Origin of the sequence: Streptomyces sp. Je 1-369 (assembly GCF_026810505.1) — a bacterium.
Taxonomy (GTDB): domain Bacteria; phylum Actinomycetota; class Actinomycetes; order Streptomycetales; family Streptomycetaceae; genus Streptomyces.
The window spans coordinates 5,328,285-5,341,032 of sequence record NZ_CP101750.1; the positions used below are offsets into that span (position 1 = coordinate 5,328,285).

Annotated in this window: 12 protein-coding genes; 8 read left to right on the forward strand and 4 right to left on the reverse strand. The window is 70.0% G+C overall.

What is annotated here, in order from left to right:
• Positions 1-72 precede the first annotated feature (72 nt).
• From NOO62_RS24415 to groL, 3 genes are all read left to right on the forward strand, one after another.
• Positions 73-999 (forward strand): polysaccharide deacetylase family protein, encoded by a 927-nt coding sequence (locus NOO62_RS24415; protein ID WP_268772995.1) that lies wholly within the window; start codon positions 73-75, stop codon positions 997-999.
• A gap of 484 nt (positions 1,000-1,483) precedes the next feature.
• Positions 1,484-1,792: a co-chaperone GroES gene (gene groES / locus NOO62_RS24420; RefSeq protein ID WP_006347174.1), complete on the forward strand. Its 309-nt coding sequence runs from the start codon at positions 1,484-1,486 to the stop codon at positions 1,790-1,792.
• Between the two features lie 185 nt (positions 1,793-1,977).
• On the forward strand, positions 1,978-3,606 hold the full coding sequence (gene groL, locus NOO62_RS24425; RefSeq protein ID WP_268772996.1) for a chaperonin GroEL: 1,629 nt from the start codon (positions 1,978-1,980) through the stop codon (positions 3,604-3,606).
• A gap of 104 nt (positions 3,607-3,710) precedes the next feature.
• On the opposite strand, the gene NOO62_RS24430 is transcribed toward groL, so the two are convergent.
• Positions 3,711-4,484, reverse strand: a complete 774-nt coding sequence (locus tag NOO62_RS24430; RefSeq protein ID WP_268772997.1) for an SDR family NAD(P)-dependent oxidoreductase — start codon at positions 4,482-4,484, stop codon at positions 3,711-3,713.
• Positions 4,485-4,493: 9 nt separating this feature from the next.
• Positions 4,494-5,183, reverse strand: a complete 690-nt coding sequence (locus NOO62_RS24435) for an MOSC domain-containing protein (RefSeq protein WP_268772998.1) — start codon at positions 5,181-5,183, stop codon at positions 4,494-4,496.
• A gap of 81 nt (positions 5,184-5,264) precedes the next feature.
• Between NOO62_RS24435 and NOO62_RS24440 the strand changes: the two genes are divergently transcribed.
• On the forward strand, positions 5,265-6,161 hold the full coding sequence (locus NOO62_RS24440) for a LysR family transcriptional regulator (RefSeq protein WP_268772999.1): 897 nt from the start codon (positions 5,265-5,267) through the stop codon (positions 6,159-6,161).
• Positions 6,162-6,201: 40 nt separating this feature from the next.
• Here the strand turns inward: NOO62_RS24440 and NOO62_RS24445 are convergent, their stop codons facing one another.
• Positions 6,202-6,531: a WhiB family transcriptional regulator gene (locus tag NOO62_RS24445; protein WP_150171156.1), complete on the reverse strand. Its 330-nt coding sequence runs from the start codon at positions 6,529-6,531 to the stop codon at positions 6,202-6,204.
• A gap of 389 nt (positions 6,532-6,920) precedes the next feature.
• Between NOO62_RS24445 and NOO62_RS24450 the strand changes: the two genes are divergently transcribed.
• From NOO62_RS24450 to NOO62_RS24465, 4 genes are all read left to right on the forward strand, one after another.
• Positions 6,921-7,532 (forward strand): response regulator transcription factor, encoded by a 612-nt coding sequence (locus NOO62_RS24450; RefSeq protein WP_003948568.1) that lies wholly within the window; start codon positions 6,921-6,923, stop codon positions 7,530-7,532.
• 245 nt (positions 7,533-7,777) lie between these two features.
• Positions 7,778-8,353 (forward strand): sigma-70 family RNA polymerase sigma factor, encoded by a 576-nt coding sequence (locus tag NOO62_RS24455; RefSeq protein WP_055563244.1) that lies wholly within the window; start codon positions 7,778-7,780, stop codon positions 8,351-8,353.
• A gap of 136 nt (positions 8,354-8,489) precedes the next feature.
• Complete coding sequence (guaB, locus tag NOO62_RS24460) at positions 8,490-10,007, forward strand: IMP dehydrogenase (protein ID WP_268773000.1); 1,518 nt, start codon at positions 8,490-8,492, stop codon at positions 10,005-10,007.
• A gap of 112 nt (positions 10,008-10,119) precedes the next feature.
• Positions 10,120-11,244, forward strand: coding sequence for a GuaB3 family IMP dehydrogenase-related protein (locus NOO62_RS24465; RefSeq protein ID WP_268773001.1), 1,125 nt, complete (start codon positions 10,120-10,122; stop codon positions 11,242-11,244).
• A gap of 91 nt (positions 11,245-11,335) precedes the next feature.
• On the opposite strand, the gene NOO62_RS24470 is transcribed toward NOO62_RS24465, so the two are convergent.
• Complete coding sequence (locus tag NOO62_RS24470; protein WP_268773002.1) at positions 11,336-12,589, reverse strand: nucleotide sugar dehydrogenase; 1,254 nt, start codon at positions 12,587-12,589, stop codon at positions 11,336-11,338.
• Positions 12,590-12,748 lie beyond the last annotated feature (159 nt).

Consider the following 12,748-nt stretch of genomic DNA (forward strand, 5'->3'; position numbering starts at 1 on the left):
TCGGTGGATGGTGCGCGTCCGGCGGCGGTGTCGGGCCGTCGGGACGGCCTTGAGCTGCGAGGATCCGGCGCCATGCAACTAGTACGACAAAAGGAAGAATGCGCCAGAAGGCGGAAGAACCAGACGCGCGCCCTGGTGGCCGTCCTCTCCGTCGCGGCGATCGCCTCCGGCTGCGCCTCCGGAGACGACTCCGACGGCGTGAAACCCGCCCACGGCCAGCAGCCGCTCAACGCCCCGCCCGCCCGCGCCCTCGACTCCTACGCCCAGAAACTCGCCACGGCCCAGGTCGCCCGCACCCTGGCCGCCAAGCGCTGGGGCCTGGCCAAGCCCCCGCTCGCCGCGCCCCCGCCGCCCGCCGCCAAGCCCCGGATCACCACCCGCAAGGGGTTCGAGGTCAAGGGCCAGGAGAGCCTGCCGCCGGTCTTCACGACGATCCCCACCAAGGAGAAGGTCGTCTTCCTGACCATCGACGACGGCGCCGAGAAGGACCCGGCGCTGCTGAAGATGATGAGCGAACTGAAGCTCCCGTACACCGCGTTCCTCAGCGACTACCTGGTCAGCGAGGACTACACCTACTTCAAGAAGATGCAGGACCGCGGCGTCACCCTGAACAACCACACGCTCAACCACCGCTACCTGCCCGGACTCTCGTACGAGGGGCAGCGCCGCGAGATCTGCGGCATGCAGGACGTCATCAAGAAGCACTACGGCAAGCGCCCCGAGCTCTTCCGCCCGCCCTACGGCAACTACAACCGCGACACGCTGCGCGCCGCCAAGTCCTGCGGCGTCAAGGCGGTGCCCCTGTGGGCGTCGGAGGCCTTCGCCGACCACATGGAGTGGCGCGAGTGGGACCGCGACCTGCACCCCGGCGACATCATCCTCACGCACTTCCGGGGGCGCGAGGACTGGAAGGGCACCATGCCCGACATGATCCGCAAGGTCATGAAGACGGTCACCGACAAGGGGTACGCGGTCGCCAGACTTGAGGACTACCTGTGACCCCGCGGGCGCGAGCGCGCCGCCGCCTCCTCGCCGGGGCCCTGCTGTGCGGAGTGCTCGCGCCCGCGCCGCTCACGGGGTGCGCGGAATCGGTCGACCCGATCGAGAGGCTCGGCAGGAAGGCGGCGCAGAAAGTGCCGCGCACACCGGGCAACGGCAGGGCGGGGGCGGTTGCCTGCGCCGGGGAGCGGGAAGTGAGCCCTCCTTGGCTCCGCTCTCTTCGGCCCGTGCGGAAGGAACTGGAACCACCCGCCGTGCGTTGCCCCGAAGGGGTGCTCCGCACCCCTTCCCCCTGAAGTCCGACGCAGCGGATTGGCACTCCGCTTGACCGAGTGCTAATCCCCGTCCTAGTCTCGCTTCTGGCACTCACCACTGGAGAGTGCCAACAGCGACGGGCAGGTCCGGCACCCGCGACGACGGATCCACCTGGTCGCCACACTCAGACTCTTAACCCCGTGAGATCTCCGAAGGGGGAGACCGGATCGTGACGACCGCAAGCTCCAAGGTTGCCATCAAGCCGCTCGAGGACCGCATTGTGGTCCAGCCGCTCGACGCCGAGCAGACCACGGCCTCCGGCCTGGTCATTCCGGACACCGCGAAGGAGAAGCCCCAGGAGGGTGCTGTCCTCGCCGTGGGCCCGGGCCGCTTCGAGAACGGCGAGCGCCTGCCGCTCGACGTCAAGGTCGGCGATGTCGTGCTGTACAGCAAGTACGGCGGCACCGAGGTGAAGTACAACGGCGACGAGTACCTCGTCCTCTCGGCTCGCGACGTCCTCGCGATCGTCGAGAAGTAGTTTCACCGCTTCACCCGCTTCACCCGCTTCACCCGCATCACCTGCTTCACCGGCAGATTTGCTTTTGAGCTGCGCCCCTGGTCACCCCGCTGATTGCCGGGCGGCGAGGGGCGCAGTTCGTTGCTGAACGTTCTGGGGGTTTCCCCCGGACCCCCCTGAGTTTTCGAGAGGGCTGAATCGCTCCCATGGCGAAGATCCTGAAGTTCGACGAGGACGCCCGTCGCGCCCTTGAGCGCGGCGTCAACAAGCTTGCCGACACGGTCAAGGTGACGATCGGCCCCCGCGGCCGCAACGTCGTCATCGACAAGAAGTTCGGCGCCCCGACCATCACCAACGACGGCGTCACCATCGCCCGTGAGGTGGAGATCGAGGACCCGTACGAGAACCTCGGCGCCCAGCTGGTGAAGGAGGTGGCGACCAAGACCAACGACATCGCTGGTGACGGCACCACCACCGCCACCGTGCTCGCCCAGGCCCTCGTCAAGGAAGGCCTGCGCAACGTCGCCGCCGGTGCCTCCCCGGCCGCCCTGAAGAAGGGCATCGACGCCGCCGTCGCGGCCGTCTCCGAGGAGCTCCTCGCCACCGCCCGCCCGATCGACGACAAGGCCGACATCGCGGCCGTCGCCGGTCTGTCGGCCCAGGACCCGCAGGTCGGCGAGCTCATCGCCGAGGCGATGGACAAGGTCGGCAAGGACGGTGTCATCACCGTCGAGGAGTCCAACACCTTCGGCCTCGAGCTCGACTTCACCGAGGGCATGGCCTTCGACAAGGGCTACCTGTCGCCGTACATGGTCTCCGACCAGGAGCGTATGGAGGCCGTCCTCGACGACCCGTACATCCTGATCCACCAGGGCAAGATCTCCTCCATCCAGGACCTCCTGCCGCTGCTCGAGAAGGTCATCCAGGCCAACGCCTCGAAGCCGCTCCTGATCATCGCCGAGGACGTCGAGGGCGAGGCCCTGTCGACCCTGGTCGTGAACAAGATCCGCGGCACCTTCAACGCCGTCGCGGTGAAGGCCCCCGGCTTCGGCGACCGCCGCAAGGCCATGCTCGGTGACATCGCCACCCTCACCGGCGGCACCGTCATCGCCGAAGAGGTCGGCCTCAAGATCGACCAGGTCGGTCTCGACGTGCTCGGCACCGCCCGCCGCGTCACCATCACCAAGGACGACACGACGATCGTCGACGGCGGCGGCAACAAGGCCGACGTCGAGGGCCGCGTCGCCCAGATCAAGGCCGAGATCGACGCCACGGACTCCGACTGGGACCGCGAGAAGCTCCAGGAGCGCCTCGCGAAGCTGGCCGGCGGCGTGTGCGTCATCAAGGTCGGCGCCGCCACCGAGGTGGAGCTCAAGGAGAAGAAGCACCGTCTGGAGGACGCCATCTCCGCGACCCGCGCCGCGGTCGAGGAGGGCATCGTCTCCGGTGGTGGCTCCGCTCTGGTGCACGCCGCCAAGGTGCTCGGCGACTCGCTCGGCAAGGACGGCGACGAGGCCACCGGTGTGGCCGTCGTCCGCCGCGCCGCCGTCGAGCCGCTGCGCTGGATCGCCGAGAACGCCGGCCTCGAGGGCTACGTCATCACCTCGAAGGTCGCCGAGCTCGACAAGGGCTTCGGCTTCAACGCCGCGACCGGTGAGTACGGCGACCTGGTCAAGGCTGGCGTCATCGACCCGGTCAAGGTCACGCGCTCCGCGCTGGAGAACGCCGCGTCGATCGCCTCGCTGCTCCTGACGACCGAGACCCTCGTCGTCGAGAAGCCGGCCGAGGAAGAGGCGGAGGCCGGTCACGGCCACGGCCACGGTCACTCGCACTGACCTGAGTTGCCCGAGGCCCGGCTCCCCGTACGGGGAGCCGGGCCTCGGGTCTTTTGGGGCGCGTTTGCAGGGTTGCCTCCCGTTGCCGGGTGCGGGTCGCGGGGCTACTGCGGGCCGTACTTGCGGCCGGTACGGGACGTGACGCCGCCCAGCAGCGCGCGCGGCGTCACCTTCACCACGCCCATCAGCGCCTTGTAGCGCGGGTCGGGGACCGACACCGTCTTGCCGCGGGCGAGGTCCGCCAGAGCCACCGTGACCAGCTTGTCCGCGTCGAGCCACATCCAGTTGGGGATGTTGGACGTGCCCATCCCGGCCCGCTCGTGGAACTCCGTCCGTACGAAACCGGGGCACAGCGCCATCAGCCGCACCCCGGACCCGGCCAGGTCCTTCGCCGCGCCCTGGGTGAACTGCACGACCCACGCCTTCGACGCGCCGTACGTCCCGCGCGGCACGAACGCCGCCACCGACGCGACGTTCACGACACCGCCCCGGCCGCGCTCCCGCATCGCCTCCGTCGCGGCGGACGTCAGCCGCAGCACCGCCTCGCAGTGCACCTTGAGCATGGTCAGTTCGTCGGCGAGCGAGACCTCCAGATAGCGGCCCTTGTTGCCGAACCCCGCGTTGTTGATCAGCAGGTCGACCGCGTCCCTGCGGTCGGCGAGCCGCTTCTCGACGGCCTCGATGCCGTCGTCCGTCGCCAGGTCCGCGGTCAGCACCTCCGCCTCGATGCCGTGCCGGTCGTGCAGCTCGGTCGCCTGTTCCCGCAGCCGCTTCGTGTCGCGGGCCACCAGCACGAGGTTGTGCCCGTCACCCGCGAGGCGCCGCGCGAAGGCCGCGCCGATGCCGGCGGTCGATCCCGTAATCAGAGCCGTAGTCATGGCCCAAGGCTAGTGAGATCGCGAGACCGACGCGTCGCCCCGCCGCTCCACGTGCTTCCGCGCACGTTCCGCCGTCTCGGGATGCAGGGCTGCACCCGCCGCGAGCAGCCCGGGCAGCAGGTCCTTCTCCGTCGTGACGGCACGGAACTCCAGGGCGACGGTGACACCGTGCTCCGGCCGGTGCACGATCTCGATGGGGTCCCCGGCGCGGATCTCACCCGGTGCGACGACCCGCAGGTACGCACCCGGAGCCCCCTCCTCCGTGAACCGCTTGACCCAGCCCTTCTCGTCGAGATGGCCCTGGAACGTACGGCAGGGGATGCGCCCGCTCGTCACTTCGAGCACCAGATCGGCGCCGACCCGCCAGCGCTCGCCGATCCGCGCGCCGCTCACGTCGACGCCCGACGTCGTGAGGTTCTCGCCGAAGGAGCCGTCGGGCAGGGGGCGGCCGAGGGCGCCCTGCCACGCGTCGAGGTCCTCTCGGGCGTACGCGTACACCGCCTGGTCGTCGCCGCCGTGATGCCGCAGGTCGCAGATCTCGTCCCCGGCCAGACCGCTGCCGCCCACGCCTTTCGCGCCCGGCGCCGCCACCCGCACCGGACCCTCCACCGGCCGCTTGTCGATGCCGGTACTGCCCGAGGGCGAGTTGGTGTACGCGACGTCCTTGCGGCGGCCCACGTTCACAGAAAGAAGCTCCATGGCAGGCAGGCTAGGCGAGCACCTCTAAAAGAGGCGACGCATTATTTCGCGATGGACCCAAGCGTCACTTATGCTCGAACCATGATCGAGGCCCGTCACCTCCGTGTCCTGCGCGCCGTGGCCGCCACCGGCTCCTTCTCCGCCGCGGCCCGCGAGCTCGGCTGCACCCAGCCCGCCGTCAGCCAGCAGATGAAGGCGCTCGAATCCTCGACGGGCACGCCGCTGCTGATCCGCACCGGCCGAGAGATGCGTCTCACGCAGGCGGGCGAGGCCCTGGTCCGGCACGCCGCGGGCATCCTCGCCGGGCTCACCGCGGCCGAGGAGGAGGTCGCCGCCATCGCGGGCCTGCGCGCGGGCCGGGTCCGGCTCGTCTCCTTCCCCAGCGGCAGCTCCACCCTCGTCCCGTGCGCCCTCGCGGCGCTGCGCGCGGCCCACCCGGGCACCCGCGTCTCCCTCGTCGAGGCCGAGCCGCCGCGCTCGGTGGAGATGCTGCGCGAGGGCGACTGCGACGTCGCGCTCGCCTTCCGGTACGAAGGGGCGACGGCAGCCGAGGAGTGGGGCGACCTCGTCGTGCGCCCGCTGCTCGCGGACCGGCTGGTCGGCCTCGTGCCCGAGGGGCACCGGCTCGCCGGAGCGGACTCGGTCACCATCGGCGAGTTCGCCGACGAGTCGTGGATCGCGGGGTGCCCCCGCTGCCGCAGGCAACTGGTGGAGGTCTGCGAGAGCGCGGGCTTCGTGCCGCGGATCGACTTCGCGACCGACGACTATCCGGCGGTGATCGGCCTGGTCGGCGCCGGACTGGGAGTGGCGGTGCTGCCCGAGCTCGCGATCGAGTCGGTACGCCCGATGGGCGCCCGCACCGTGACGGTGGAGCCCGCCGTGCGGCGGGAGATCGTGGCGCTCACGCTGCCGGACCTGGCGCAGGTACCGGCCGTCGCCGCCACGCTGGACCACCTCGCGCGGGCCGCCGCCCGCTGATCCCCGACGCGGCGGGGTGGCGTTTCGAAGAAACGTTCCTTCAGCTGTGCGACACGGCGCTGCCCGCCGATGCGGCCGCCGTGACGAGGCGATTGCGCGCGCGGCCCATGAGCTCCTCGCGCTCGTCCTCGGTCAGACCGCCCCACACGCCGTACGGCTCGCGCACCGCGAGTGCGTGAGCGGCGCACTCCGCCCGCACCGGGCATCGCATGCAGACCTCCTTGGCGGAGTTCTCACGTGCGCTGCGCGCCGCTCCCCGCTCACCCTCCGGGTGGAAGAAGAGCGAGCTGTCGACCCCACGGCAGGCCGCGAGGAGCTGCCAGTCCCAGAGATCTGCGTTCGGTCCGGGAAGGCGGGAGAAATCTGCCATTGCTGGTCCCCTTGGTGCCGTTCTGACGCGGTTATGGTGCCCACGACCGTACATCTACTGTCTAAGGAGATGAAAATATGACTCATTGCGAATCTAGCCATAGACACCAGGAAAAGGGAAGAAAAGGCGCTAAATGGGGCATAGGTTGTGATGAAACCTTGAGGGTGTCCCGTGTGCTCTCCGCTGTATTGGCGCCCTCACGTAGAGTGCCGAAGGTGTCCGACCGCCCCGTAACTCTTTCGGGTGACCGTCGTTGAGAGGGCGAGGCGGTTGAAAGAACAAGCGCTCGGGCGGGTGTCCGAGAGCGTCAACCGCACAGGTGACGAATAAGTACCAGCCTGGAGGCTCAAGGTGACGCGCAGCAGCTGTGAGAGCCGCGGAGGACAGTCATGACATCGGTCCTCGTCTGCGACGACTCCCCGCTTGCCCGAGAGGCGCTCCGCCGCGCGGTCGCGACCGTGCCCGGCGTCGAGCGCGTGACCACGGCGGCCAACGGCGAGGAAGTCCTCCGCCGCTGGGGCGCCGACCGCTCGGACCTGATTCTGATGGACGTACGGATGCCCGGTCTCGGCGGCGTGGAGACCGTCCGCAGGCTGCTGTCCGCCGACCCCGGTGCGCGCATCATCATGCTCACCGTCGCCGAGGATCTGGACGGGGTCGCACTCGCGGTCGCGGCCGGCGCCCGCGGCTATCTGCACAAGGACGCCTCGCGTGCCGAACTGCGCGCGACCGTCACCCAGGCGCTCGCCGACCCGACGTGGCGGCTCGCCCCGCGGAGACTGCGCTCGGCGGAGATGGGCGCCGCCCCCACCCTCACCGCGCGTGAGATCCAAGTCCTCGAAGGCATGAGCCACGGCCGCTCGAACGCGGAGATCGGACGGGAGCTCTTCCTCTCCGAGGACACCGTGAAAACGCACGCCAGGCGGCTCTTCAAGAAGCTCGGCGCCTCGGACCGCGCACACGCCGTGGCACTCGGTTTCCGCTGGGGTCTGGTGCGCTGAATGTGCCGTCGCGGGGGCACGGCGACCCCCGCCCGCCATCCGGTGGGCGGGGCGACGTACGCCCGGCGACGCTTGTTTCGCCGCCGATGCCGCATCCTTGAGATGTGGAGTTCCTCGGGGACGAGTCGATCGAGCGGGAGGGGAGGGCGCAGGAGATGAGTTCCGGCGCACCTGCTCATAACGCTTCAGTGCACAACTACGGACGCGGTGCCACGGATCAGTCGCCGCCAAGGCACCATGGACCGATGCGCGATGACAAGACGACGGTGATCGGTGCCCTCGTTCTACGCGCTGTGGAGGGCGACGAGCAGGCCACGCACGACCTCCTGGCCCACGTCCACCCCCTGGCGCTGCGCTACTGCCGTACCCGTCTGTCCCGGCTGCCCGGTGACGCACGGCACTTCGTGGAGGACCTGGCGCAGGAAGTCTGCGTCGCCGTCCTCCTCGCCCTGCCGCGCTACAAGGACACGGGGCGTCCCTTCGAGGCGTTCGTCTTCGCGATCGCGGCGCACAAGGTGGCCGACCTGCAGCGCGCGGCGATGCGGCACCCCGGATCGACCGCCGTGCCCTCGGACGAGATGCCCGAGCGGCCCGACGACTCGCTGGGCCCCGAGGAGCGCGCGCTGCTCAGCAGCGACGCCGAGTGGGCCAAGAAGCTCCTCGCCAACCTCCCGGACAACCAGCGCGAGCTGCTGCTGCTGCGGATCGCCGTCGGGCTCACGGCCGAGGAGACCGGGCAGATGCTCGGAATGTCGCCGGGGGCGGTGCGGGTCGCACAGCACCGGGCGCTGAGCAGGCTGCGGGCGCTCGCGGAGCAGTGACCCCGGATTTCCACGGGCACGGGTCGTACGTGTGAACGTACAAAGCTTGCCGATGATCTTGATCGTGGAATGAGACACCCTCGGAGCCCGTTAGCATGGACATCCGCACCGATCAAGGCCATTTGGGGAAGGTGTCATGACTGCAAACGGCGGTTCTTCGACTGGGGTGCCCGAGAAATTCGCGACACTCGGGCTGACCTACGACGACGTGCTGCTGCTGCCGGGCGCGTCGGACATGGCGCCCGACCAGATCGACACTTCCTCGCTCGTCTCGAAGAACGTCAGGGTGAACGTCCCGCTGCTCTCCGCGGCGATGGACAAGGTCACCGAGTCCCGCATGGCGATCGCCATGGCGCGGCAGGGCGGCGTCGGTGTACTGCACCGCAACCTCTCCATCGCGGACCAGGCCAACCAGGTCGACCTGGTGAAGCGCTCCGAGTCCGGCATGGTCACCGACCCGATCACGGTGCACCCGGACGCGACGCTCGGCGAGGCCGACGCGATCTGCGCGAAGTTCCGCATCAGCGGCGTCCCGGTCACCGACGCGGCCGGCAAGCTGCTCGGCATCGTCACCAACCGCGACATGGCCTTCGAGTCGGACCGCACGCGCCAGGTGCGCGAGGTCATGACGCCGATGCCGCTCGTCACCGGCAAGGTCGGCATCTCCGGCGTGGACGCCATGGAACTGCTGCGCCGCCACAAGATCGAGAAGCTTCCGCTGGTCGACGACGCGGGCATCCTCAAGGGCCTCATCACGGTCAAGGACTTCGTGAAGGCCGAGAAGTACCCGAACGCGTCCAAGGACGCCGGAGGCCGCCTCCTGGTGGGTGCCGCCGTGGGTGTCGCGGGCGACGCGTTCGAGCGCGCCCAGGCCCTCGTCGCCGCGGGCGTCGACTTCATCGTCGTCGACACCGCGCACGGCCACTCCCGCCTGGTCGGCGACATGGTCGCCAAGATCAAGTCCGACGCCCCCGGCGTCGACGTCATCGGTGGCAACATCGCCACGCGCGAGGGCGCCAAGGCGCTCATCGACGCGGGTGTCGACGGCATCAAGGTCGGCGTGGGCCCCGGCTCCATCTGCACGACCCGCGTCGTCGCCGGCATCGGCGTACCGCAGGTAACGGCTATCTACGAAGCGTCGCTCGCCGCCAAGGAGGCCGGTGTCCCGGTCATCGGCGACGGCGGCCTGCAGTACTCCGGAGACATCGCCAAGGCGCTCGTCGCCGGCGCCGACACGGTCATGCTGGGCTCCCTGCTCGCGGGCTGTGAGGAGTCCCCCGGAGAGCTGCTCTTCATCAACGGCAAGCAGTTCAAGTCGTACCGCGGCATGGGCTCGCTGGGCGCCATGCAGACGCGCGGCGACCAGCGCTCCTTCTCCAAGGACCGGTACTTCCAGGAGGGCGTCGCCTCCGACGAGAAGCTGGTTCCTGAGGGCATCGAGGGCCAGGTTCCCTACCGCGGCCCGCTCTCGGCGGTCGTCCACCAGCTGATCGGCGGACTGCGCCAGTCGATGTTCTACGTGGGCGGGCGCACCGTCCCCGACCTCCAGGCCAACGGCCGATTCGTCCGCATCACGTCCGCGGGTCTCAAGGAGAGCCACCCGCACGACATCCAGATGACGGTCGAAGCACCGAACTACAGCCGCACCAAGTAGTCTTCCGGCGCCACGCGCGCTTGGGAGGGGCGGTCCCGGTTCATCGGGACCGCCCCTTCCGTGTGCGTCGGGGATACTGGACAGGCAGACCAAGAGGGAAAGGCCCCACAACGTGACTGAGATCGAGATCGGGCGCGGCAAGCGCGGCCGCCGCGCGTACGCCTTCGACGACATCGCCGTCGTACCGAGCCGGCGCACCCGCGACCCGAAGGAGGTCTCGATCGCGTGGCAGATCGACGCCTACCGCTTCGAGCTGCCCTTCCTGGCCGCTCCGATGGACTCCGTGGTCTCACCGCAGACCGCCATCCGCATCGGTGAGCTCGGCGGCCTCGGCGTCCTGAACCTCGAAGGCCTCTGGACGCGGTACGAGGACCCGCAGCCCCTCCTCGACGAGATCGCCGAGCTGGACGCGGAGACCGCGACCCGGCGCCTCCAGGAGATCTACGCGGCCCCCATCAAGGCCGACCTCATCGGGCAGCGCATCAAGGAGGTGCGCGACGCCGGTGTGGTCACCGCCGCCGCGCTCTCCCCGCAGCGCACCGCCGAGTTCTCCAAGGCCGTCGTGGACGCCGGCGTGGACATCTTCGTGATCCGCGGCACCACCGTCTCCGCCGAGCACGTCTCCGGCGCCGCCGAGCCGCTGAACCTGAAGCAGTTCATCTACGAGCTGGACGTCCCGGTCATCGTCGGCGGCTGCGCCACGTACACGGCCGCGCTGCACCTGATGCGCACCGGCGCCGCGGGTGTCCTGGTCGGCTTCGGTGGCGGCGCCGCGCACACCACGCGCAACGTCCTCGGCATCCAGGTGCCGATGGCCACCGCGGTCGCCGACGTCGCGGCGGCCCGCCGTGACTACATGGACGAGTCCGGCGGTCGCTACGTCCACGTCATCGCCGACGGCGGCGTGGGCTGGTCCGGCGACCTGCCCAAGGCCATCGCGTGCGGCGCCGACTCCGTGATGATGGGCTCCCCGCTGGCCCGCGCCACGGACGCGCCCGGCAAGGGCCACCACTGGGGCATGGAGGCCGTCCACGAGGACGTGCCGCGCGGCAAGAAGGTCGACCTGGGCACGGTCGGCACCACGGAGGAGATCCTCGCCGGTCCTTCGCACATCCCGGACGGCTCGATGAACTTCTTCGGAGCGCTGCGTCGCGCCATGGCGACCACGGGCTACAGCGAGCTCAAGGAGTTCCAGCGCGTCGAGGTGACGGTCGCGGACTCGCAGCACGCGCGCTGACGCGTCGATCGCACGGTTCGCAGAAAGGCCCCGGTACTTCGTACCGGGGCCTTTTCGTCGTTGTTCGTCGTTTGTCCGTCGTTGTTCGTCGTTACAGGCGGTGTGCCGCGCCTGCCGGGGTCGCGCCCCTGGTGTCCAGGAGCAGCTGGGCCTTCACGGCGAGGCCTTGCAGGTCGTACGTGCGGTGGTGCTGGAGCAGGATCGTCAGGTCGGCGTCGGCGGCGGCCTCGTAGAGGGTGTCCGCGCGGGGGACGGGGCGGCCGAGCACGCTCCAGTTGGGCACGTACGGGTCGTGGTAGCTGACGGCGGCGCCGAGCTCCATGAGGCGGGTCGCCACCTCCTGGGCGGGGGCGCCCTGCTGGTCGGCGAGGTCGGGCTTGTAGGTGACGCCGAGGAGCAGGACGCGGGCGCCGCGGACGGACTTGCCGTGCTCGTTGAGCAGGGTCGCCGAGCGCTGGATCACGTACTGCGGCATGCGGTCGTTGACCTGCTGGGCCAGCTCGACCATGCGCAGGGGGCGGGCGCCCCGGGAGGGGTTCGGGACGTCGAGGGGGACGCCGTGGCCGCCGACGCCGGGTCCGGGACGGAACGCCTGGAAGCCGAAGGGCTTGGTCTCGGCGCAGCGGATGACGTCCCACAGGTCGATGCCGAGGTCGTGGCAGAGCACCGCCATCTCGTTGACCAGGGCCATGTTCACGTGCCGGTAGTTGGTCTCCAGGAGGTGCACGGTCTCCGCCTCGCGGGGGCCGCGGGCGCGGACGACCTTGTCGGTGAGGCGGCCGTAGAAGGTGGCGGCGGACTCGGTGCAGGCCGGGGTGAGGCCGCCGATGACCTTGGGGGTGCCCGCGTAGCCGTGGGAACGGTTGCCGGGGTCGAGGCGGCCGGGGGAGTACGCGAGGTGGAAGTCGCGCCCGGCCCGCAGGCCCGAGCCCGATTCGAGAATCGGACGGAGGAATTCCTCGGTGGTCCCCGGGTACGCGGGGGATTCGAGGATCACGGTGGTGTGCGGACGCAGGCGGGCGGCGAGCGCCCGGGCCGCTTCGGCCACCTGGCTGAGGTCGAGCGAGCGATCCGCCGCCGGCGGAGTGGGGGCGCAGATGACAGCGGTGCGGACCCGGCCGAGCTCGGCCGGGTTGACGGTCGGCCGGAAGCCCCCCGAGAGCATCCGGCGGACGTCGGCGGCGGTGAGAATGCCCTCGGCGCCGTCGCAGGGCAGTCGGCCGCCGGCCAGGTCCGCGGCACGGACGGGGTCGTAGCCGATGGTGTCGATGCCGCGTGCGACGGCGGCCTGGGCGAGGGGCAGGCCGAGGTGGCCGAGACCGATGACGGCGAGATCTGCGGGCATGGCGGTGGGCCGTCCTCCCAATAGCCGGAGTGGGACGAGCGCGCAAGCCCTGTGGACAAGGCGGACCAGCGCAATGTCAGACTAGGAGTAAATATGACCGATTTGCGGTATTGCACCGCGCGGGACTCCGGAGTGTTGTCCACAGGCTGGGGCCGAGTT